This window comes from Microbacterium sp. ZW T6_19, assembly GCF_044987465.1.
Lineage (GTDB): Bacteria > Actinomycetota > Actinomycetes > Actinomycetales > Microbacteriaceae > Microbacterium > Microbacterium natoriense_A.
Window position 1 is genome coordinate 175015 of sequence record NZ_JBJDRH010000006.1, and the last position, 21600, is coordinate 196614.

Below are 21600 nucleotides of genomic sequence, written 5' to 3' on the forward strand. Positions count from 1 at the left end.
TCCCGACGGCGGGGGCCGTGCTGTGGGCAGGGGTCGCGAGCGTCTCGCGGCCCCTGCATCACGACCTTCGGGCGCGCGCCTGCATGATTCCCCGCTGTGAGGTGGCGAATCCGGCGAGGAGCTCGCGCAGGTGCTCGGCCGACGCGGCCGCTCCGAACACGTCGGTGCCGGGCTCGAGCATCGCGCCCGCAGCGAGGCGACCCGCCACGACCGGGTCGAAGCCCAGGTCGTCCACGATCCCGGCGACTGTCTCGACATCGGCCGGATCGTCGCCGGCGATCGCGATCGCCTTCCTGCCGGGCGCTCCGGGAGTGCGGGCCTCCTCCTCCAGGTCGCGGGCGCTCATGTGGTTGAACGCTTTCACGACTCGCGCTCGGCCGAGGAACTTCTGCACGGTCTCACTCGTCGAGGTGCGCAGGTCCGCGAGATCTGGTCGAAGGCCGTCGAGTTCCCACCAGTGGTTCATCGCGTCGATCACGAGTCGGCCCTGCAGTTGCGCCACAGGGAGCTCCCGATACCGCCCCAGCGGTATCGCGAGGATCACAGCATCCGATTCCTGCGCGACGTCGCCCGCCCACTGCGCCGTCGCGGTCGTCGCGAGAGCACCCGCACCGACCCGGGAGGGATCACCCGATCCGGCGATGCGCACGCGATATCCCGCAGAGACCGCGAGGCGCGCGAGCACCGTGCCCACGCGCCCCGCGCCGAGAATCCCGAGCGATGCAGGCCGTCGGTCGTCCATCCGGACAGCGTAGTCGCCGTCGGGCGTCGCGCCTTCCGTCGTCGCTCAGCCCGGAGAAACGGGATGCCGGTGGTACCGGGGCCGTGCCCGAGCCGACCTGTTGCCGTCAGGCGGTTGCGGCGAGGGGCGGCAGGTGAGGGATCTTGATCGGCGCGGCGGACCGGCTCGGCGGGTTGTGGAACCGCTGCACGTCGTCGAGAACCTCCTCGGCAGACATGTAGTAGCTCGCCAGCGGCAGGTCACGCAACCAGAGGACCTCGTATTCCACGGCATCCAGCTTGTAGATGCACGCGACGGTCCTGCGCGCATCGTGCGGGCCGTACTTGTGGTCGAGGATCAGCCACTCGGTGTCTGTGACCTTCCGGAGTTGGAACCGGGGATCGGGCATCGCAGACATCTCAATACTCCCATCGGTCGTAGCCAGAGCCGGCCGGCCGGAGGAGCGCACCGCGTCCGAGCGGGAGAACGTCACCGCCGGTCGACGGGCGTCCTCTGCCCGCCAGAGTTTCACCAGCATTATAAGAAGAAGAGCGGCGATGTTCAACGGAGCGCGGAGGGTTCATCCCGCCATCTCCTGCAGGCGGGTGAGCAGCTCCTCGCTGGTGTGCGTCTCCTGGTCGAGGTTGGCTTGCAGGAGCGCTGCGGCTTCTGCATGCACGGGGGTGACGGCGGTGATGAGGCTCTGATAGGCCGAGATCTCGTAGTGCTCATTGCCCAGGGCGCACGACAGCGCCACCTGGTCGTGAAGCGAGGCGGCCGACCGGTTGAGGAGCGACTGAGCCTGCTTGGAGATCCCCTTCGTGCTGGGCGACGGCGCCGTCGACTCCGGCAGCTCGAGGAGGGTGAAGACACGACGGAGGTTCTCGATCTGCTCCTTCGTCTCGTCCTGATGATGGCGGAAGAGCTTCTTGATGTCGGCGGATCGTGCGGCCCCGGCCAGCTCCTTGAGCGCGGCCAGAGAATCGTCCTCCATCGTCAGCGCCGTGCGGAGCTGGAATCGCAGGAGGTCCTGAGGAGATTCGAGAGTCGTCTGCGGCATTTCGCTTCCCTTCGTCGATGCGGCGACCCCACGTTATGAGGTGCGCCGGTCGTCCTCGAAGGGGCTTGATCTTCGTGCTCGCGGAAGCTAGAGGACCGCTATGGTTGCGTTATGGCCACTCTGCACTACGGCGCTGCGCACGTCCCGATCCACATCGAGGATCGTGCTCTCGCACACCTCAAAGTCGTCATCGCCACGAAGCTCCGCCGCCAGGAGAGCTTCACGCTGTCGTGGAAGCACCCGGTGGGCGAGCCCGGCGGGCGGTCGACCATCTGGATCCACCCGTCGATCCCGCTGCGTTTCACGTTCGACGAGCCGGAGCCGCCCAAGCTCAACGCGAAGTGGATCGAAGATCTCATGCACTCGGTGAACTCGACCGGGGGCATCATGCTCGTCGACGAAGTTCTCGATACGCCCCAGGAGTAGCTGACGCATCTGCGGTCATCCGCCTGAGTTTCCCGCAAGGCTCCTCTGCTCGATGAGCGGGCACGTGAACACGTCGCGCTCGCCGAGTCCCACCCGATTGATGTAGCGGACCACGATCGCGTAGGACGCGAACAGTCCGACCTGCGTGTACCGCACATCGTGCTCGTCGCAGTACGCCGCGACCACGGGTGCCGCCTTGCGCAGTTGCGGGCGCGGCATCGACGGGAACAGATGATGCTCGACCTGGTAGTTCAGGCCGCCCATCGCGACATCGAGGAACCTGCTTCCTCGGATGTTCCTGCTCATCAGCACCTGGCGGCGCAGGAAGTCCAGGGTCATGTCACGTGGCACGACGGGCATTCCCTTGTGGTTCGGTGCGAAGGCGATGCCCATGTAGAACCCGAAGAGTCCCAGCTGCACGGCGAGGAACACGAACGCGATGCCTGGCGAGAGCACGATGAACACCAGCACCAGATAGCCGATCATGCGGATGCTGAGGAACGCGATCTCCGCCCACCGGCGCTCGAGCCGCCCTTTTGCGACCACGCGACGCACGCTCGATGCGTGCAGCGAGAGGCCCTCGAAGAGGAGGATGGGGAAGAACAGGAGCCCCTGATGCGCCCGCAGCCAGGCGACCGGCGGGCTGTGACGCCGAGCCGCCGTCTCTGCGGTGACCGCGATGACGGGGAGCTCGATGTCCGGATCGGATCCGAGCTTGTTCGGATTCGCGTGGTGACGGGTGTGCTTGTGCTGCCACCATCCGTAGCTCATGCCGACCAGGAGATCGCCCAGGACGAGGCTGATCCAGTCGTTCCAGCGCCCCGAGACGAAGATCTGCCGATGGGCGGCGTCGTGTCCGAGGAACGCGATCTGCGTGAAGACGATCGCGAGGACGGCGGCGGTGAACAGCTGCCACCACGTGTCGCCGATCCACACGAAGGCGATGAGGCAGACGGCCACCGCGAGCGGAGCCGCGATGAGTTTGGTCCAGTAGTAGCCGTAGCGACGACGCAGCAGACCGAGTCCGCGGATCTGCTGCGCCAGTTCGGTGAAAGCGCTGTTCGCGCGGACCGCGTCGTCGCGCGGGCGGGTGTGCACGGTCGGACGGATGCCGCCCATGATGACCTCTTCTCCGGCGTCGCCCTACGCGAGGACGGCACCTCCTTCTTCGACCCAGTCGTCGATGCGCGCGTCGTCGTCAGGGAGACCCGATGCGCGGCGGGGGATGAACGCCACCGATTCGGCGAGAGCGGCGACAGCGGCCGCCCGGTGCTGCTCCCGATCGGAGGCGTCCTGGAAGCGATGGGCCACGATCGCGCGCTCCTCCAGGAGGGTGGCGCTGATCTCGGCGAGTCTTTCCGCGATGACGGCGGCGAGGCCGTCACGAAGCTCCTCGAGGTTTGTGTTCGCGATCTCGAGCCTGCGATCCGCGACGTGCAGCTCGACCGTCGGGAACCCGTTCGCGGACAGATGGGCGCGCATTTCGCTGCCCTGGATCGCGGCGACCTCGTCGCGATCGGTCTTGCGCGTGAACACCGCTTCCACGGTGTAACGGTCTGGTGCGTCGTCGGTCATCAATGTCGCCGGAAGCGAGCCGATGAGGACGGATTCCAGACCCAGCAGTTCGGGGCTGAGCCCCGCGATCTTCAATTGTGCGTTCATGTGCTGACGTTACGCCGCCAAACTGGGTGCGCTCACAGCCGCGTTCGTCACTCGACCCCGAGAGATCCGAGGATGACCTCGATCGTGGCCTCCGCCGCGTCCTGCCACGGGACGCCGTCGAGCAGGTCTGCCGTGGCGAGGGCTGCGACACCGTGCACGGATGCGAAGATCACGAGCGCGCGCCGCTCCGCGTCTCCTTCGGGAATCTCACCCGCCGCCTGAGCTGCGGCGACGAACGCTACGACCATCGACATGCTGGCCCTGCTCCGTTCGCGCAGCTCGCCCGAAGCATCGAATTGATGCTTCGCCTTGTACATCACCTCGAGGATCGCCGGGTGCGCGACCGCGAAGCCGATGTACGCGAGACCCGCGGCGCGCAGCCGCTCGCCGAACGGGGCAGCCTGCTCCACGGCCGCAGCCAGCGCCTCGTTCATTCGTGTGAATCCGGCCACCGCGACCGCGTCGAGGAGGGCGGTGCGGTCGCTGAAATGGCGTGCGGATGCGCCGTGACTCACGCCCACGTCGCGTGCGAGCTGACGCAGCGACAGCGCGTCGACGCCTCCGGCGTCGATCGACTCCCAGGCGCGGTCGAGGAGCGCCTCTCGAAGGTTGCCGTGATGGTACGAGCGTTCGGTCACATCTGAACCCTATCGATCTAAGTAGACATTGACAACAATGCTGTCAGTGTCTACATTTGCGATCATGACCATTCACCACACCGGAACCACCGCCCTCGTCACCGGCGCCAGCTCGGGCCTCGGCGCCGAGTTCGCCACCCAGCTCGCCCGCCGCGGCGCCGACCTCGTGCTCGTGGCCCGGCGCGAAGACCGCTTGAAGGATCTCGCCGCCCGCCTGGAGCGGGAGCACGGGGTGCGGGCGACCGTGATCGCCCTCGATCTCGCCGACGCCGGCGCCCCGGCACGTCTTCGCGCCGCGCTCGACGAGCGAGGCATCCGCATCCAGACGCTGATCAACAACGCCGGCTTCGGAGCGAAGGGGGACTTCGTCGAGGCGGACGCTGCGCGTATGGCCGAGATGGTGCAGGTCAACGTGGCCTCGCTCGTCGGGATCACGCGCGAGTTCCTCCCCGAGCTGACTCGCGACGGCCGGGGCGCCCTCGTCAACGTGGCGAGCGTCGCGGCCTATCAGCCGTGCCCCGGCATGGCGGTGTACGGCGCATCCAAGGCCTTCGTGCTGAGCTTCACCGAGTCGATCGCGCATGAGACACGCTCGTCCGGTCTGCGCGTGCTCGCCCTGAGCCCCGGAGCGACCCGCACGGAGTTCTTCGATGTCGTCGGCACAGAGGCCGCAGCGGTGGGCCGCTTCCAGTCCGCGACCGACGTGGTCGCGCAGGCGATGGCAGCGCTCGATCGTCGGCGCACACCCGCGAGCATCGTGTCGGGTGCCGCGAACGCCGTGACGAGCAAGCTCGTCGGCCTCATGCCGCGTCGCATGACTCTCGCGATCAGCGGCCGGTTGCTGGCCGAGTCGGCGTGATGACGCGCTCCGAGGCCGTGCTACTCTCGTCCCGACCACACGGGTGCCCGAGCACGGGCTGAGATCTGGCTGATGCTGCCTGCGACCGTCGAACCTGTCCGGGTAATGCCGGCGTAGGAAGTAGGAGTCCTGTGAGCACGCTCTCCCGCGTGCGCGAACTCGCGCACCATCACGACGAAGAACACGGCATCTTCGTGCCCGTCACCCGCATCCCGCTGTCTGATTCACCGGGCGGAACCACCAACCCTCCAGTGGACGTGTACCGCACCGAGGGGCCGGCCTGCGAGCCGGAGGACGGCCTGCCGTCGCTGCGCGAGACGTGGATAGTTGAACGGGGTGACACAGGGCAGTACGAAGGGCGCGCTCGCGATCTGAACGACGACGGACGAGGGGCGGCGCGGCGTGGAGCTGCGTCAGACGAATGGCGCGGCACCCGCCGCCCGCCTCGGCGCAGCCTGAACGGCCGTACGGTCACCCAGATGCACTACGCGCGCCGTGGCCTGATCACGCCCGAGATGCGATTCGTCGCTCTCCGTGAGGGCTGCGACGTCGAGCTCGTGCGCGCGGAACTCGCCGCCGGGCGGGCGATAATCCCCGCGAACATCAATCACCCGGAATCGGAGCCGATGATCATCGGTCGCGCCTTCCTCGTGAAGATCAACGCGAACATCGGCAACTCGGCTGTGACGAGCTCGATCGCCGAGGAGGTCGACAAGCTGCGCTGGGCGACGAAGTGGGGTGCCGACACCGTCATGGACCTGTCCACCGGAGACGACATCCACACCACCCGCGAATGGATTCTGCGCAATTCGCCGGTGCCGATCGGCACAGTGCCGATCTACCAGGCGCTCGAGAAGGTCGACGGCAAGGCGCACGAGCTGAGCTGGGAGATCTTCCGCGACACGATCATCGAGCAGTGCGAGCAGGGCGTCGACTACATGACGATCCATGCCGGGGTGCTGCTGCGCTACGTGCCCTTGACCGCGAACCGGGTGACCGGCATCGTCTCGCGCGGCGGGTCGATCATGGCCGACTGGTGCCTCGCGCATCATCAGGAGAACTTCCTGTATACGCACTTCGATGAGCTGTGCGAGATCTTCGCGCGCTACGACGTCGCGTTCTCGCTCGGAGACGGGCTGCGGCCGGGATCGATCGCCGACGCCAACGACGCGGCGCAGTTCGCCGAGCTCGACACGCTCGCCGAGCTCACGGCGCGAGCGTGGGCGTTCGAGGTCCAGGTGATGGTCGAGGGGCCGGGACACGTGCCCTTCCACCTCGTGCGCGAAAACGTCGAACGTCAGCAGGAACTCTGCCATGGCGCGCCGTTCTACACCCTTGGACCGCTCGTCACAGATGTCGCGCCAGGCTACGACCACATCACGTCGGCGATCGGGGCGACCGAGATCGCTCGCTACGGCACCGCCATGCTCTGCTATGTCACGCCGAAGGAGCATCTGGGACTGCCGAACAAAGACGACGTGAAGACCGGCGTGATCACCTACAAGATCGCGGCCCACGCCGCCGACCTCGCGAAAGGTCACGCGGGTGCCCGCGACCGCGACGACGCTCTGTCGAGGGCGCGGTTCGAGTTCCGCTGGCGCGACCAGTTCGCGCTGTCGCTCGATCCCGAGGCGGCCGAGGCCTTCCATGACGAGACGCTGCCTGCAGAGCCGGCGAAGACCGCGCACTTCTGCTCGATGTGCGGTCCGAAGTTCTGCTCGATGCGCATCTCGCAGGACATCCGCGACCGCTTCGGCGGCGTCGACGAGCAGACGGCGATCGCCGGCATGCAGCAGCAGGCGGACGCGTTCCGGGAAGCGGGCGGAACCGTGTACCTCCCGGCGCCCGCCTTGCGCGAATGACGCGGCGGCGCGCATGCCAGGATGAGCGGATGCCGCCGCATCCGCTCTCCACGCCTCCACCCGTGCTCGGGCCGGTGGTCGACGGGCAGACGCGGTGCGTCCACTACCGCACGGAGCTCGACATCGTCGCGATCCGCTTCGCGTGCTGCGGCGACTACTATCCGTGCCATCTGTGTCACGCCGAGGTCGCCGGACATGACAGCTCCCCCTGGCCGATCGAGGCGAGGAGCGCGCGCGCCGTGCTGTGCGGCGTGTGCGGCGACGAACTGTCCATCGCCGAGTACCTCGAGGTCACCGCCTGCCCGTCGTGCGCGTCGAGCTTCAACCCCGGCTGCGCACTGCATGCGCACCTCTACTTCGAGGTGGAGCCGTCTTCGCGAGAAGGCGCCTTGCCCGTCGTGACGACTGTCTCGGCCGCGAGGTCTCCCACAGCGCCTTCGTCGTCGACGTAGTACACCTCGAGCGTGTGCTCGCCCTCGGGCAGCGCGAGATCGAAGTCGACCGCCTCGTCCGACGCTGTTCCGATCGTCTGATCGTCGACGACGAGTGCAACCTCGGTCTCATCCGCGCCCCACACCGCCACGCTGATGCTCTCATCGTCTGCTGTGACGTAGACGATGACCGCGGTCGTCCACCAGGAGGACCCTCGGGCGGACATCATGTCGCCGACGTCTTCCGCAGTGACGTCGCCCTTCTTGTCGTGACCGAACGCGTTGCCTTCGTCGCCGCCAGGATCCTCGTCGTCGTGATCCCGACCGCGGTCGGTCTTCGTGAGGATCGTGACGGTCTTGTCGACCGCGTCTTCGCCGGGTTCTTCGACGACGGGCGCGACGGGGGTCGGGTTCGTGGTCGCTGGCGGTGCGACCGGAACGGGAACGGGCGCCGCCGCGACCGGCGCGGGTGCGGTGACCGCCGGCGCGGGCACCGAAGAGGGGACCGCGGGAGCCGGACGCGCAGGCGCCGACGCAGCCGGGGCGAGTGCGGCCGTCGCATCCGGCTCGGCGACTGGGCGCACGAACAGGCTGCCGCTGATCGACAGTGCGACGGCGGTGGCTGCGGCTACCGGCCAGAGCACGGGGGCGGTGTTCCCTGCCGCGTCGAGGGCCGGTTGCACGTGGGCCGGAAGTCCGGCCCATCCGGCGAGTCCGGTCGCCGCGGCCGCGGCCTGCTCGGTCGGGAACAGGGCGGGAAGGAGCACGAGTCCGGTGCCGCCGGCCAGCAGCGGGCCGAGCGACATCGCGCGCGCCAGACGCCTGGCCTCGCCGGCGGCGGATCTGCAGGTCTCGCACTCGTCGATGTGCGCGGTGACGAAGCGCTCCGACCGCGGCGCGAGGTCGTCGTGCGCGTAGGCTCCGAGCAGCTCGATCACGCGGGCGTGCTCGCTGCCGATCGGTGCGGTGCGCAGGTGCGCGCGGATCCACGCCTTGCGCAGGGCGTCTCGGGCGCGGTAGGTGAGCGCGGCCGCCGAGTTCGGGCGGATGTGCAGGACCTCCGCGATCTCCCGGGGAGGCAGCTGCTCGACCTCGCTGAGCCACAAGGCATGCTGCCAGCGCTCGGGGAGCGACCCGAACGCCTCGACGACGGCCGCCGAGTTCACCATCGCCTCGACGTCGATCGATCCGATCAGAGATGGCGGATGCTCGGCGTCGTCAAGAGGCATCGTGATCGGCGCTCGTCGAGCATGGCCCATCCAGGTGTTCTTGACGGTCGTGAGCAGGTAGGGACGGAAGCTGCGCTGCGGTCCCTTGCCGCTGCGGAGCTGCCGGAGGATGCTCAGGAAGGCATCGGAGACGACGTCCTCCGGGTCGGGGGGAGATGCGCCGAGGCTCCGGGCGTAGGCGACGGCGACGGGCGAATGCCGGCGCCAGAGCTCGGAGAACGCGTGGCGGTCACCGCTGCGGCTGCGCAGCAGCAGGGCGTTGTCCGACTCCGGGGCGTCGCGTGGTTCGTCCATCAGACCTCAAGGTGAGCGACCGGCTTCGGGTGCCGGTGAGCCGAGAATACCCCAGAGCGGTGACCGCACGTCTGCATGACCCGTGAGAAGAGAAGGCGGGTGGGGCCATGGGAGGAGGCCCCACCCGCGGGCCGCACATGAGGGGAGAGGCGGCCCAGACGTCGATGCGAAGGATTATCCCCAAGAATCGATCTTCGTCACACAAGCAAGACGCGCTCACGAACGGATCATGACGCGGGTTCCGGAAACTTTCTTCGAGATCTTCTCCGCCGGCGGTCAGCCGGTGCTCGTCAGCCACGTCGATGCGGCCGGTCGGTCCCTCTGCCACACGCATGATCCGGCTGTCGCCGGTGGGGCGTAGTCTCACCCCATGCCCTCATTCGGAACCCTGCGGACGCCCGTCGGCGTGATCGGCGTCGTCAGCTCGGGCGCGGCGATCACCCAGGTGACCTGGCGGTCGACGGCGCCGGTCGGAGCGGATGCCGGGCCGGACGCCCTGCTCGATGAGGCGATCGCACAGCTGCGTGAGTACTTCGACGGCGAGAGGCGCGATTTCGACCTGCCGATCGATCTCGGCGCGCAGACCGATGCGACCCGTGCCGTGCTGACGGCGCTGTTCGAGACGGTCGCGTCCGGAGACACCGTCACATACGGAGAACTGGCCGTGCGCAGCGGTACCACGATCCCAGCCCGCGGGATCGGCGCGATCATGGGCGCGAACCCCGTTCCGCTGATCGTTCCCTGCCATCGTGTGGTGGCCGGCGACGGCTTGGGCGGTTACTCGGGCGGCGAGCCGGGGCAGGGGCTCGAGACCAAGCGCTGGCTGCTCGAGCACGAGGGAGCGCTGCCGACTTCTCTGTTCTGAGCATCCGCTGCGAAGAAGAACGTGAAGCGGAATCGCGCGATCGAGGAATACCTGGTGTGAGCACAGACAGCGACATCTTCCGCCGATCCGAGCGGACACCGCAGGCGTTCGCCGAGGTGTTCGACCGGCACGCGGCGTCGGTCGAGTCCTTCCTCCGACGAAGGCTCGGACCGGATGCTGCGGAAGACGCCCTCAGCGAGACCTTCCTGATCGCCTTTCGCAGACGCGATTCGTTCGATCGCGCGTGGGACTCCGCTCGGCCCTGGCTGCTCGGGATCGCCACGCGGGTCGCCGCGCGGCACCGGGCGACCGAGGCGCGGCATTGGCGAGCGATCACGGCATCGATGGGCGGCGAGCACACGACCGAGGGCGGCATCGACGAGGCGGGGGTGCGCATGGATGCCGCCGCGGCGATCGCCGCGCTCGCCCCGCGCATCGCCGCGCTGTCGGGGAGAGACCGCGAGACGCTGCTGCTGCTCGCATGGGGCGGACTGAGCCACGAAGAGATCGCCCAGGCGCTCGGAGTGCCCGTCGGCACCGTGTGGTCGCGGCTGAACCGCGTCCGTCGCAAGCTGGCCCCGCCGGGGTCGCAGCTCACACGCCTCACCTGGATCGGAAAGGAGCTGGAAGATGGACGTCTTGGAGCTGGTGCGTGAGATCGAGAACACGCCGGATGACACCGCGGCGACCCGCATCGCCGCCTCACGTCGGACCCTCGTCGCCGCGATGGCGGAGCGACCGCCGCGCCGTGTGCGCCGTGGTTGGGTATGGGGAGGGGCGTTGGGTACGGCATCCGCAGCCGCCGCCGTCGCGACCATCGTGATCGTGGGGACCGTCGCGCCGGTCGTACCGGAGACGGCGTCCGCTGCCGCAGTCGCGGTTCTCAACGACGCCGCGGGAAAAGTGCTGGCGGGGACCGATCCCGTCGTCGGGCCGGGACAGTACCTGAAGGTCAGCGAGACCTACGAGCTGGTGTCGCTGTGGGATGCCGATGCGGATCCGGCGACCTCCGACGAGTACGTCGCAGGATTCAACACCTCGACCTTCGAGAATTCCGAGGGCGCTGTGCGCGCTCGCGGAGTGCGCGACCTGTATGTGCCGAGCGACCGCTCGGGGGACTGGATCCTCGATGACCGGTTCGTGAACGAGGTGCTCGACGTGTACGGCGATCAGGCCGCCCTTCCGGCCTATCAGCGGTTGGTCGAGTCCTACCCCGAGCGCGACGCCGATCCGGGCGGACTGGAGCGGCTGCCGGCGGGGCTGCAGTCGTGGGATCCGGAGACGACGAGCGATGACCAGTTCTTCGATCCGTTCCGCGAGTTCTACGACGAGATGCCACGTGACCCGGATCGGTTGCTCTCCTGGTACCGGCAGCACCTCTCCACATCGGACGACAGCGGCTACCTCTTCAGCTACATCACTCGCGCTCTGGGCACAGACCTCATGCCGGCGGATCTGCGCGTGGCCACGCTGCACGTGCTCGGGCTGCTCGGCGGCGTCGACGTGGCGGGGCAGACGGGCACTGTCACGACTCTCGAGCTGCGCACCCGCCTCGGAGAGGGATCGGATCTCGGCGAGGAGCACGTGCAGCAGGTCGACATCGACACGGACTCCGGTCGCATCGTCGGCTACCGCGATTCGTATCCGACGGGTCGCTCCACGCGCGTCGTTCCGGCTGACATCCCGTGGACGACGTGGGCGATCGAGGTCAGTGTCGTCGACGAGGCGCCGCAGCCGTGATGCGACACGGGGCGGATGCCGCGGCATCCGCCCCGTGTCATCCGCTCCTCGGCACCTGCGAGAATGGAAGTCCCGCGCCGATTCCGACTTGAGGAGCCCCCGTGCAGTACATCTCGACCCGAGGCGGCATGCAGCCGCTGCCGTACTGCGACACCCTGCTCGAAGGCCTGGCGACCGACGGCGGACTCGCCGTCCCGGAGGTCATGCCGACGGTCGACGGCGAGACCCTCGAGCGCTGGCGAGCACTCACCTACCCGCAGCTCGCAACCGAGGTTCTCGGCCTGTTCGCGACCGACATCCCGCGCGAAGACCTCGCGCGCATGACCGAGGCCGCGTACGCGCCGTTCCCCGAATCGGTCGTCCCACTGCGAGAGATCGACGGCGGCATCACGCTCGTCGGCCTCTCCGAAGGTCCGACGCTGGCGTTCAAGGACATGGCGATGCAGTTCCTCGGGCAGGTCGTCGAGTACGCGCTCGAGCGCAAGGGATCCGTGCTGAACGTCCTCGGGGCGACCTCGGGCGATACCGGCTCCGCGGCCGAGCACGCCCTGCGCGGCAAGGAGCGCATCTCGGTGTTCATGCTCTCGCCGCAGGGCCGCATGAGCGCCTTCCAGCGGGCGCAGATGTTCTCGATCGACGACGAGAACATCCACAACATCGCTGTCGACGGCGTCTTCGACGACTGCCAGAACCTCGTGAAAGAGCTCGCCGGCGACCTCGACTTCAAGCGCACGCAGCACCTCGGCGCCGTGAACTCGATCAACCTCGCGCGCATCACCGCGCAGGTCGTCTACTACTTCTGGGCCTGGCTGCGGGCGACGGATGCCGGCGGCTGGACCGAGCTGAGCATCACCGTGCCGTCCGGCAACTTCGGCAACATCCTGTCGGGCTTCTACGCCAAGCAGATGGGCCTGCCGCTGCGCCGTCTGGTGCTCGCGGCCAACGAGAACAACGTCCTCGACGAGTTCTTCCGCACCGGCATCTACCGCCCGCGCAGCGCCCAGCAGACTCTGGCGACCTCGAGCCCGTCGATGGACATCTCCAAGGCGTCCAACCTCGAGCGCTTCATCTTCGAGCTGGTCGACCGCGACCCGGCTCGTGTCGTCGGCGCCTGGCGCGATCTCGACGAGCAGGGCTGCGTCGACTTCACGGACGAGCTCGCCCGCTTCGAAGAGGAGTTCGGCATCGTCAGCGGCACCTCGACCCACGCCGACCGGCTCGAGACGATCCGCGCGGTGCACGAGGCATCGGATGACATCATCGACCCGCACACGGCCGACGGCGTCAAGGTCGCACGCGAGTACATCGAGTCCGGCGTGCCGATGCTCGTGCTCGAGACCGCGAAGCCCCAGAAGTTCGCCGAGACGATCCGCGAGGCGATCGGCGTCGAGCTCGACTACTCGCCCGAGCTGCGCACCATGCTCGAAGCCCCTCAGCAGGTCACCGAACTGTCCGACGATGCGGCCGCACTGCGCGCCTTCATCGAGGAGCACGCGCTGCGCTGACCCCGCGCACGTCGCTGACCCCGCGCACGTCGCCGAGACCCCCGTTTCGCGCCGAGACCCCCACGTATTCGTGTCGATACGTGGGGGTCTCGGCAGTATCAGGGGGTCTCGGCGTCGTCGAACGGTCGCCGAGGACAGGTCAGGTCGGGTCGCCGTTGAGCATCCAGTTCACGCCGAAGCGGTCCACGAGCATGCCGAACAGGCCGCCCCAGGGCGCCTCAGCCAGCGGCATCGTCACGGTGGCGCCGTCGGACAGGCCGTCCCACACGGCATGCGTGGCCTCGGCGGAGGTTCCGCTCAGCGAGACCGAGAACCCCTGCGGTGCCACGTACGGCATCGAGCTCGGGGTGTCCGACGCCATCAGGACCAAGCCGTCCGGCGTCGTGAGCTGCGCGTGCATGACGAGGTCGCCTTCGCTCGGGTCCTGGATCATGTCGGGGAATTCCGAGAAGACGTTGACGTCGAGATCGCCCCCGAGCACGCCCTGGTAGAACTCCATGGCCTGACGCGCGTTGTCGCGGAAGGAGAGATACGGATTGAGATTGGCCATGTCGGCTCCCGGTGTCGAGTGGATGCACGCGAGGGTTCCAGGCGGGCAGGCCCAGTCTGCGCCGGGTGCGTCGCCCCCGCAAGAGCCTCCGGATCAGCCGGGGAGCGCCTTGACGGCGGCGGTGAGCACCTGAGGAACGGTGGGCACACCCTCAGCGCGGAACACTTCGGCGCCGGCGTCGTCGCGGATCACGACGGTCGGAGTGAAGCGGATGTCCAGCGCCTCTGCGGCATCCGGATCTCGCGCCACGTCGATCTCCGTCACGGTCGCCCCCGGCAGGAACCGCGCCGCATCGGCGAGCACCGCTCGCGTGCGTGAGCACGCCCCGCAGAACGACGAGCTGATCAGGGTGAGTTCCATCGTCGCCTTTCGTGTCCGTGCAGGACTCCGTCTGTTCCAACCGGCCGCGGTCCGCCGATGTTCCCTAGGCCTGCGTGCCGGTCAACGCTCGGTGGGCGCGGTCCGCGGATGCAGGACGCCGGATGCCGCGCCGAGAGCCGCGCCGACGAGGGTGTCGACGATGCGCTCGAACGCGATGTCGAGCGAGCCGATCGTGCCCGTCGCGGCTCCCGCGAGCAGCAGCACCATCGGCGTGATGAAGACGAGCGCGAGTGCGTAGTGACGCACCACGATGATCTCGATCGTGAACTGAAGGACGCCCAGCAGAAGGGCCAGCAGCAGCCCGGACGGATGCAGCAGCACCAGCAGCGCGTACACGCCCGCGCCGACGACGGTGCCCAGCATCCGATGCAGCCCGCGCTCGAAAGCGGCTCTGCGTGCGGCGGCCACTCCGATCACTGCGATACCGGAGCCGACGACCCAGTACGTGCGCGTGGGGTCGATCACCAGACCGAGCAGCACGCCGATCACGGCCACCAGCGCGACGCGGAGCAGCAGCATCCGTCCGTCGGGAGTCAGCGTCGGACCGGGGAGCAGCGCACGAAGGGTTCGCGAGGCCTTGTTCCGCACCCGAGGCAGCACGAGCGGCGTCAGCGACAGGAGATACGAGAACAGGCATCCTGCGGCGAACGCCGCCACGTACAGTTCACCGCCGATGGCTCCGGAGCCGACGACGTGCGCGGCGAGACCGAAGGTCAGGACGAAGAAGAGCGGACCAGGGGGTCCGAGTCGGAACCCGAAGGCGAGCGCAGCGCTCGCGATCGCGATGATGGCCAGACCGGCGCTCGCGAGCCAGATCGCACTGGACGCGAGAGCGCCGAGCCCGGCCGCGGCGATGAGCGCCGCACCGACGACCGGCAGCACCCGCGCCCGCTCTACGACCGGCAGCGAGCCGTAGTGCAGCACCGTGAACGCGCCGGACGCCGCCAGATATCCGAGTGCAGGCTGGCCCGCGATCGTCATCACGGCGATCGGCATCGAGATGCCGAGCGCCGCCTGCAGCGCGAGCTGCCAGCGCGGACCGCGCGAGGGGGCGAAGGCGAACAGACTCACCCTTCCATCCTCGCAGGCGGGGGATACGATGGCGGGCGTGACCGCACCCCGCCCCGGCATCGCCGAGCGACTCTCGCAGATGATCCGGCTGCCGACCGTGTCGGCCGAACTCGGTGAGCGAGGCCTCGAGCCTTTCGAGTCGTTCGTCGCGCTGATCGCCGAGCAGTACCCGCTCCTGCACGAGAGCCTGGCTCTCGAGCGGCACACCGAGTTCGGGCTGCTGTTCCGCTGGACGGGAACGGGGGCCGGCGATCCGCTCGTGCTCATGGCGCACTACGACGTGGTCCCGGTCGACGAGAGCGACGAGTGGACTCACCCGCCGTTCGCCGGCGTGATCGCCGACGGCGTCGTCCACGGCCGGGGAGCACTCGACGACAAGGGCCCGCTGATCGTCGTGCTCGAGGCAGTCGAGAACCTGCTCGCCGCAGGCTTCACGCCTGCGCGCGACGTCTACCTGAGCTTGGGCGGCAACGAGGAGACCTTCGGCGATGCAGCCGAGGAGATCGCGCGGGTTCTTCGCGAGCGGGGGATCACGCCGTGGCTCGTCGTCGACGAAGGCGGCGCGGTCGTCGATGCGCCGTTGCCGTTCGTGCCGGGCCGTGCGGCGATGATCGGCGTGGGGGAGAAGGGTGTGATGACGGTGCGGTTGTCGGCGCGCGGCGACGGCGGTCACGCGTCAGCGCCGCCCACTCTGACGGCGGTGCGGCGGATCGCGAGAGCGGTCGACCGACTGGGCCCTCGCACGTTTCGCCCGCGGGCGTCGAAGGCGATCGGTCGGATGCTGACGCAGCTCGCCGCGCAGACGCCGGGTCCCGCACGGCACCTGCTGCGCCTGCTCGGTTCGGCGCCGCTGCTCACAGGCCAGGTGTTCGCGGCGCTGGGTGGCGAACCGGCAGCACTCGTGCGGACCACGGTGGCGGCGACCATGCAGACCGGAGGGACGGCGGCGAACGTGCTGCCGTCCGCAGCATCCGCCACCGTCAACCTGCGCATCGCTCTCGGGGAGACCGCGCAGCAGACCGTGCTGCGGGTCCGCCGTCGCATCCGCGACCCGCTCGTGTCGGTCACCGTCGTCGAGGCGAGCGAGCCCTCGCCAGAGTCGCCCACCGACAACGACCAGTTCGCCCTGCTCGCCGAGGCGCTGGCCGTCTCGCATCCGGGCGTCGCACCCGTGCCCTACGTGATGATGGCCGCCACCGACTCCCGGCACTTCCACCGCTTCGCGCCCGCGGTGTACCGCTTCGCACCGCTCGACATGTCGAATGCCCAGCGCGCGTCCATCCACGGAGTCGACGAGAACGTCGAGATCGCGGCGCTGGAGCGAGGAGAGCTGTTCCATCGGACACTCATCGAATCGCTCACCGCCCCGGAACAGGAGCAGCGATGACCCGCACCCGCACTCTCGGCACCCTCGCGACCGTCGTCGGCTTCCTCGCCTTCGTCGAGTTCACCAGCGGAGTGCTGCAGGGCTACTACACCCCCATGCTCACCGACATCGCCCGGCATCTGGGCGTGCACGACGCAGACGTGAACTGGCTCGAAGGCACTCAGCTGATGCTCTCGGCCCTCGTCGTACCCGCCTTCGCCAAGCTCGGCGACATGGTGGGCCACAAGCGGATGCTGCTCATCTCGACGGCGCTGACCGCCGCGGCCGCTCTGGTGCTGCCGTTCACCGACTCGTTCGAGCTGTTCCTCATCGCGTGGGCGCTGATGGGCTTCTACGTAGTGTGGCTGCCGCTGGAGATCGCCCTGATCTGGTCGCGATCTCGGCGCCTGGAGGGGCGCTCGTCGATCACGGCGAAGGCGGCTGGTCTGCTCGTCGCCGCGCTCGAAGGCGGGGCGATCATCGGCGCCCTCGTCGGCGGTGCGCTGATCGACGTGCTGCCGCTGACCGTCGTGCTGCTGGTGCCCGCACTCCTCGTCATCATCTGCTTCTTCGTCGTGCTCTTCGGGGTGAAGGAATCGCCCGAGCCGACCGGCGGCGTGTTCGACACGGTCGGAGTGGTACTGATCTCGATCGCCCTGCTGTGCTTCACCGGAGGGCTCGCCCTCCTTCGGCTCGAAGGAGGGCTCACGAACCCGTGGTCGTGGGCGGTGGTGGTGCTCGGAGTCGTGCTCGTGGTCCCGTTCGCGCTGTGGGAGCTTCGTCACCCCGATCCGCTCATCGACGTGCGCATGTTCCGCTCGCCGGCGCTCGGTCCGGTCTTTCTCACCGCCGGCCTTTTCGGGGTGAGCGTGCTGGGCGCCCAGGCGCCGCTGTCGACCTTCGCCCGCACCGATCCGTCGGTCTACGGCTACGGTCTCGGCACGACGGGCTTCGCCACCTCGCTCATCATCGGCATCTACCTGATCGCCATGATCGGCGGCGCCCTGCTGTTCCCGATGGTCGCCCGCGCCGTCACCCCGAGACTGACCCTCATGGGCGCATCGGTGCTCGTCGGCGTCGGCTTCCTGATGTTCGTGCCGTTCCATGACGCCTACGCGCAGGTCATCGCGAACATGGTGGTCGTCGGGGTCGGTTCTGGCGCCCTCGTCGCCGCGCTCCCGGCGGCCGCGGCATCTGCGGCTCCCGCGAGCCAGACCGGCGTTGCGACCGGCCTCACGAACTCGGTCAAGACCGTCGGCGGCGCCATCGCGTCGTGCGTCTTCGGCATCGCGCTGTTGCACGGGGTGAGCGGAGCCGCGGCCGAGGGCACCGCAGGATCGTTCGCGGGCTACGTCACGGTTTGGGTCGTCTGCGGCGTCACCGCGCTCGCCGCCGCTGCACTGCTCGTGTTCGTGCCGAAAGAGTCGTTCACCGACCGTGAGGTCGTGGCCGTCTGATCAGTCGCGAGGGTTGTACATGAACTCCAGGCGGATGCCGTTGTCGTCCTCCACGAACGAGGCGTAGTAGCGCTCGCTGAAGCGCGGATACTCCTTGGGATCGCGCACCGCGCTCCAGCCGGCCGCGATCGCGATGTCGTGCATCCTGTCGACCTCGGCACGCGAGTCGACCGCATAAGCGAGATGCTGCCAGCCCACCTTGCCGTGCCGGTGCACGCCGTCCTCCCGGGCCGGGTACAGCAGCACCTCCGGTTCGTCGTCCTTCCGCCAGTAGGCGAGGTCTTCGGCGTCGTGCGCGCGGACGTAGCCGAGCGCCTCGAAGACGGGGTGGAACTGAGCGGATGCCGCGGGCACCGACTCGACGCTGATGCCGATGTGATCGAAAGTCGCCATGAGACCAGTCTCGCCCACCGTCGACCCGGGCACGGCTTCGGAGAGCGGATGCGGCGTGCCGCAGCATCCGCTCTCCTCGCGGCACACCGCTCGCCGTCTCCGAAGCCGTGCTCGGGGGACTCAGTTCCCCTTGACGTTCACCAGCTGGCGCAGCGTGTGCCGGATCGACACGAGGTCACCGGCATCCGCCATCACCTGGTCGATCGGCTTGTACGCCTGCGGGATCTCGTCGATGAAGGCGTCGGTGTCTCGGAACTCGATCCCGACCATCGCCTCACGCAGCTGCTCGTGCGTGAACGTCCGCCGTGCCGCCGACCGCGAGTACTCGCGCCCGGCGCCGTGCGGCGAGGAGTTCAGCGACAGCGGGTTGCCGAGCCCCTCGACCACGTACGACGCGGTTCCCATCGATCCGGGGATCAGCCCCGGTCGACCGGCATCCGCCTGGATCGCTCCCTTACGAGACACCCACACCTGCTTTCCGAAGTGCCTCTCGGACTCGGTGAAGTTGTGATGGCAGTTGATCCGCTCCTGCTCGTCGACCGCGCCTCCGAGGAAGTCCGACACCTGCCGCACGACCCGGTCCATCATCTCCTCCCGGTTCAGCAGCGCGAAGTGCTGCGCCCACCGGAGCTCCCTGATGTACTGCGTGAACTCCGGGGTTCCCTCGACCAGGTAGGCCAGGTCGGGGTCGGGGAGGTCGATCCACCATCGCTTCGCCAGCCGCTGCGCGATGACGATGTGGTGCATGGCGATCTTGTTGCCGACGCCTCGTGAGCCCGAGTGCAGGAACAGCCAGATGCGGCCCAGCTCGTCGGTCGAGATCTCGATGAAGTGGTTCCCCGATCCGAGCGATCCCAGCTGCAGTCGCCAGTTGTCCGCGTACTTCGCGGGGTCGAACCCGGCCTTCTCGGCGAGGGCCTCGAGCTCGGCGATCCGCGGCTCGGCGGTGGCCACGACCTTGCGGTTGTGGTGACCCGCCGACAGTGGAACGGCGCGTTCGATGGCTTCCCGCAGCGGGGTGAGGTCGCGTCCGTCGAGCGCGTCCTTCGTGAACTGCGTGCGCACGGCGATCATGCCGCAGCCGATGTCGACCCCGACGGCCGCGGGAATGATCGCGCCGAGCGTCGGGATGACCGATCCGACGGTCGCCCCCTTGCCGAGGTGCGCATCCGGCATCAGCGCCAGGTGCGGGTGGATGAACGGCATGCGCGCCGTGGTCTTCGCCTGATCGAGCGTCTTCTCGTCGATCAGCGAAGCCCATGACAGCAGCCGTGCGGAGAGCCTCTCCATGGTTCCTTTCCTTCTCTGCGGTTTCAGCCACAGGCCGGGAACTCATGAAAAAAGCCCCGGACCTGACGGTGCGGGGCAAGGGACAGCGGATGCTGTCACACGGCGCGCGCCGGAGGGTACGACTCGTAGCGGTCATTGCGCTTCTGATCGAAGGCAAGGACCGTGGGAAGCACGCGCATGGCGGTCATTCCGTCGTCTCCTCGGCTGAGTGCTGCGCCGGTCGGCACAGCTCTGCCACGATAGGGGAGGCTGGCTGGCGGTGTCAAGACTCCCGCGGCGGGTTGTACATGAACTCGAGACGGATGCCGTTGTCGTCCTCGACGAACGACGCGTAGTAGCGCTCGTTGAACCTCGGGAAGAGCTTCGGCTCGCGCACGACGGTCCAGCCCGCGCCCACCGCCACGGCATGAAGACGATCGACCTCCTCAGGGGAGTCGATCGAGAAGGCGAGGTGCTGCCAGCCGACGCGGCCCTGCACGTGCGGCTCGGTGCTCTCCTCGAGGGGCGCGAAGATGATGATCTCGGTGTCGTCGCCGTGGTGCCACGAGATCCCGCCCTCCTCCTCGGTGCCGAGCTCGTAGCCCAACGCCGTCAGCACGGGGTGGAACTGGGCGCGGCCGCGCGCGACGTCGGCGACGGTGATGCCCAGATGATCGACGAGTGCCATGCGTCCAGTCTCGCGGATGCTGCGGCCGATGCGCGAACCGTCGCCGAGAGCACATGATGTCGCCGAGTGCACGGGATCCGCGCGTTGACCGGCCGTGCACTCGACGGGATGCCGTGCACTCGCCGCACCACTGCGCAGATCAGTGCGGGGCGTGGTACTCGGCCTCGCCGCGCTTCCAGTAGCCCTTCACGACGGCGCGCGAGGTGTCGACGTCCCAGCGCTCGAGCAAGGCGCGGCCGGGCTTGACGATCGACTGCTCGGCGGCGATGAACACGAACGGGTCGGCGCCGGCATCCGCTTCGGTGAGCGCGTCGAGGCGTGCGATCAGCGCCGAGCCGGCAGCTGCGCTGCCACGGTGCACCCACTCGACGTCCACGGGGGCGTCGATGTCCACCTGGTGGTCGGCGTCCACCGTCTCGACGAGGATGCGGGCAGGAGAGCCCGTGGGGATCAGGGCGGCGAAGCGCCGGATCGCGGGAATGGCCGTCTCATCGCCCGCGAGCAGCCACGATCCGGGCGTTCCTTCGAGCACGGCCGAACCCCGCGGCCCGCCGACGCCGATGGATGAGCCCAAGGGAGCAGTCGCCGCCCAGCGCGCAGCGACCCCCTCATCTCCATGCACCGCGAACTCGACGTCGAGCCAGTCGTCTCCCCAGGCGAGAGGCGTGTACTCGCGGCTCGGGGACGCGCGCACCTCCTCGACAGAGCCGATCGGGCCCGTCGGGAAGAACAGCCGCATGTGATCGTCCGAGCCCAGAGAGTCGAACCCGGCCAGGTCGCTGCCGGTCAGGCGCACCCGCACGAAATCGGGGGCGAGCCAGTCGCGAGAGGCCAGGGTGACGATGCGGAAGCGCAGCTCGAGGCCACGACGCTCAAGGGAGAAGCTCATGAGGCGAGGCTATCCCGGTCAGCCATGCGGCGGCTCAGAGTTCGATGCCGTTGTCCTCGTCGTTCACGCCCTCATGGTGCCCACGGCGGGATTCGAAGCCGAGGAACCATCCGAACCAGACGATCACGGCGAGCAGCACGCCCAGCCACACGTTCTCGAAGATCAGTCCGATGATGACGCCGAGCACGAGGAGCCCGGCGGAGACGGCGACGCGGATGCCGGTGCGCGGAGCGGAGTTCATGCG

At 68.5% G+C, this 21600-nt stretch carries 25 protein-coding genes and 1 riboswitch; of the genes, 10 read left to right on the forward strand and 15 right to left on the reverse strand.

Annotated elements, in window-relative coordinates; all coding sequences use genetic code 11:
- Positions 1 to 58: 58 nt before the first annotated feature.
- From ACI3KT_RS11085 to ACI3KT_RS11095, 3 genes are all read right to left on the reverse strand, one after another.
- Positions 59 to 742: an NADPH-dependent F420 reductase gene (locus ACI3KT_RS11085; protein WP_307294787.1), complete on the reverse strand. Its 684-nt coding sequence runs from the start codon at positions 740 to 742 to the stop codon at positions 59 to 61.
- A gap of 106 nt (positions 743 to 848) precedes the next feature.
- Positions 849 to 1130 carry a hypothetical protein gene (locus ACI3KT_RS11090; protein WP_404904267.1) on the reverse strand — a complete coding sequence of 94 codons (282 nt, stop codon included), beginning with the start codon at positions 1128 to 1130 and terminating at the stop codon, positions 849 to 851.
- A gap of 171 nt (positions 1131 to 1301) precedes the next feature.
- Complete coding sequence (locus tag ACI3KT_RS11095; RefSeq protein ID WP_404904269.1) at positions 1302 to 1781, reverse strand: ferritin-like domain-containing protein; 480 nt, start codon at positions 1779 to 1781, stop codon at positions 1302 to 1304.
- A gap of 111 nt (positions 1782 to 1892) precedes the next feature.
- Between ACI3KT_RS11095 and ACI3KT_RS11100 the strand changes: the two genes are divergently transcribed.
- Positions 1893 to 2207 (forward strand): hypothetical protein, encoded by a 315-nt coding sequence (locus ACI3KT_RS11100; protein WP_307294794.1) that lies wholly within the window; start codon positions 1893 to 1895, stop codon positions 2205 to 2207.
- 15 nt (positions 2208 to 2222) lie between these two features.
- On the opposite strand, the gene ACI3KT_RS11105 is transcribed toward ACI3KT_RS11100, so the two are convergent.
- From ACI3KT_RS11105 to ACI3KT_RS11115, 3 genes are read right to left on the reverse strand one after another with little or no spacing between them, the layout of a single operon-like run.
- Complete coding sequence (locus tag ACI3KT_RS11105) at positions 2223 to 3326, reverse strand: fatty acid desaturase family protein (RefSeq protein ID WP_404904271.1); 1104 nt, start codon at positions 3324 to 3326, stop codon at positions 2223 to 2225.
- A 24-nt stretch (positions 3327 to 3350) separates the two neighbouring features.
- Positions 3351 to 3869 carry a hypothetical protein gene (locus tag ACI3KT_RS11110; protein WP_404904272.1) on the reverse strand — a complete coding sequence of 173 codons (519 nt, stop codon included), beginning with the start codon at positions 3867 to 3869 and terminating at the stop codon, positions 3351 to 3353.
- A gap of 47 nt (positions 3870 to 3916) precedes the next feature.
- Entirely contained in the window at positions 3917 to 4507 is a 591-nt protein-coding gene (locus ACI3KT_RS11115) for a TetR/AcrR family transcriptional regulator (RefSeq protein ID WP_292906089.1), read from the reverse strand.
- 64 nt (positions 4508 to 4571) lie between these two features.
- Here ACI3KT_RS11115 and ACI3KT_RS11120 point away from each other — a divergent pair, with 64 nt between their 5' ends.
- The 3 genes from ACI3KT_RS11120 to ACI3KT_RS11130 all read left to right on the forward strand — a co-directional run bounded on the left by ACI3KT_RS11120 (position 4572) and on the right by ACI3KT_RS11130 (position 7680).
- Entirely contained in the window at positions 4572 to 5366 is a 795-nt protein-coding gene (locus ACI3KT_RS11120) for an SDR family oxidoreductase (RefSeq protein WP_307294807.1), read from the forward strand.
- A 29-nt stretch (positions 5367 to 5395) separates the two neighbouring features.
- Positions 5396 to 5503: riboswitch (TPP riboswitch) on the forward strand.
- The gene (gene thiC, locus ACI3KT_RS11125) at positions 5498 to 7228 is read left to right on the forward strand and encodes a phosphomethylpyrimidine synthase ThiC (RefSeq protein WP_404904275.1); all 1731 of its coding nucleotides are present in this window, start codon (positions 5498 to 5500) and stop codon (positions 7226 to 7228) included. Its footprint overlaps the riboswitch before it by 6 nt.
- Before the next feature lie 29 nt (positions 7229 to 7257).
- Positions 7258 to 7680, forward strand: a complete 423-nt coding sequence (locus tag ACI3KT_RS11130) for a CHY zinc finger protein (RefSeq protein WP_404904276.1) — start codon at positions 7258 to 7260, stop codon at positions 7678 to 7680.
- Here the strand turns inward: ACI3KT_RS11130 and ACI3KT_RS11135 are convergent.
- On the reverse strand, positions 7581 to 9182 hold the full coding sequence (locus tag ACI3KT_RS11135; RefSeq protein ID WP_404904278.1) for a sigma-70 family RNA polymerase sigma factor: 1602 nt from the start codon (positions 9180 to 9182) through the stop codon (positions 7581 to 7583). The genes ACI3KT_RS11130 and ACI3KT_RS11135 overlap by 100 nt on opposite strands.
- Before the next feature lie 370 nt (positions 9183 to 9552).
- Between ACI3KT_RS11135 and ACI3KT_RS11140 the strand changes: the two genes are divergently transcribed.
- From ACI3KT_RS11140 to thrC, 4 genes are all read left to right on the forward strand, one after another.
- Complete coding sequence (locus ACI3KT_RS11140) at positions 9553 to 10047, forward strand: methylated-DNA--[protein]-cysteine S-methyltransferase (protein ID WP_307294820.1); 495 nt, start codon at positions 9553 to 9555, stop codon at positions 10045 to 10047.
- Positions 10048 to 10103: 56 nt separating this feature from the next.
- Positions 10104 to 10703, forward strand: coding sequence for an RNA polymerase sigma factor (locus ACI3KT_RS11145; RefSeq protein ID WP_404904280.1), 600 nt, complete (start codon positions 10104 to 10106; stop codon positions 10701 to 10703).
- Entirely contained in the window at positions 10678 to 11787 is a 1110-nt protein-coding gene (locus tag ACI3KT_RS11150; RefSeq protein WP_404904282.1) for a hypothetical protein, read from the forward strand. Before ACI3KT_RS11145 ends, ACI3KT_RS11150 begins: the two co-directional genes overlap by 26 nt.
- Positions 11788 to 11888: 101 nt before the next feature.
- On the forward strand, positions 11889 to 13292 hold the full coding sequence (thrC, locus tag ACI3KT_RS11155) for a threonine synthase (RefSeq protein ID WP_404904284.1): 1404 nt from the start codon (positions 11889 to 11891) through the stop codon (positions 13290 to 13292).
- Between the two features lie 139 nt (positions 13293 to 13431).
- Here the strand turns inward: thrC and ACI3KT_RS11160 are convergent, their stop codons facing one another.
- The 3 genes from ACI3KT_RS11160 to ACI3KT_RS11170 all read right to left on the reverse strand — a co-directional run bounded on the left by ACI3KT_RS11160 (position 13432) and on the right by ACI3KT_RS11170 (position 15294).
- Positions 13432 to 13842, reverse strand: a complete 411-nt coding sequence (locus tag ACI3KT_RS11160; RefSeq protein ID WP_292906105.1) for a VOC family protein — start codon at positions 13840 to 13842, stop codon at positions 13432 to 13434.
- 93 nt (positions 13843 to 13935) lie between these two features.
- Entirely contained in the window at positions 13936 to 14202 is a 267-nt protein-coding gene (locus tag ACI3KT_RS11165) for a thioredoxin family protein (protein ID WP_292906107.1), read from the reverse strand.
- An 81-nt stretch (positions 14203 to 14283) separates the two neighbouring features.
- Positions 14284 to 15294 carry an FUSC family protein gene (locus ACI3KT_RS11170; protein ID WP_404904286.1) on the reverse strand — a complete coding sequence of 337 codons (1011 nt, stop codon included), beginning with the start codon at positions 15292 to 15294 and terminating at the stop codon, positions 14284 to 14286.
- A gap of 28 nt (positions 15295 to 15322) precedes the next feature.
- Here ACI3KT_RS11170 and ACI3KT_RS11175 point away from each other — a divergent pair, with 28 nt between their 5' ends.
- Both ACI3KT_RS11175 and ACI3KT_RS11180 read left to right on the forward strand, forming a co-directional pair.
- The gene (locus tag ACI3KT_RS11175; protein WP_404904288.1) at positions 15323 to 16681 is read left to right on the forward strand and encodes a M20/M25/M40 family metallo-hydrolase; all 1359 of its coding nucleotides are present in this window, start codon (positions 15323 to 15325) and stop codon (positions 16679 to 16681) included.
- Positions 16678 to 18117, forward strand: a complete 1440-nt coding sequence (locus tag ACI3KT_RS11180; RefSeq protein WP_404904290.1) for an MFS transporter — start codon at positions 16678 to 16680, stop codon at positions 18115 to 18117. The genes ACI3KT_RS11175 and ACI3KT_RS11180 overlap by 4 nt, the downstream gene beginning before the upstream one ends.
- Here ACI3KT_RS11180 and ACI3KT_RS11185 read toward each other — a convergent pair whose 3' ends face one another.
- The 5 genes from ACI3KT_RS11185 to ACI3KT_RS11205 all read right to left on the reverse strand — a co-directional run bounded on the left by ACI3KT_RS11185 (position 18118) and on the right by ACI3KT_RS11205 (position 21597).
- Positions 18118 to 18510 carry a VOC family protein gene (locus ACI3KT_RS11185; protein ID WP_292906117.1) on the reverse strand — a complete coding sequence of 131 codons (393 nt, stop codon included), beginning with the start codon at positions 18508 to 18510 and terminating at the stop codon, positions 18118 to 18120.
- A gap of 120 nt (positions 18511 to 18630) precedes the next feature.
- Complete coding sequence (locus ACI3KT_RS11190; protein ID WP_404904292.1) at positions 18631 to 19800, reverse strand: RtcB family protein; 1170 nt, start codon at positions 19798 to 19800, stop codon at positions 18631 to 18633.
- 262 nt (positions 19801 to 20062) lie between these two features.
- Positions 20063 to 20467: a VOC family protein gene (locus ACI3KT_RS11195; protein ID WP_404904294.1), complete on the reverse strand. Its 405-nt coding sequence runs from the start codon at positions 20465 to 20467 to the stop codon at positions 20063 to 20065.
- Positions 20468 to 20606: 139 nt separating this feature from the next.
- Positions 20607 to 21356 (reverse strand): siderophore-interacting protein, encoded by a 750-nt coding sequence (locus ACI3KT_RS11200; protein ID WP_404904296.1) that lies wholly within the window; start codon positions 21354 to 21356, stop codon positions 20607 to 20609.
- Positions 21357 to 21390: 34 nt separating this feature from the next.
- A complete protein-coding gene (locus ACI3KT_RS11205) occupies positions 21391 to 21597 on the reverse strand; it encodes a hypothetical protein (protein WP_307294844.1) in 207 nt (68 codons plus the stop codon).
- Between the last annotated feature and the right edge of the window lie 3 nt (positions 21598 to 21600).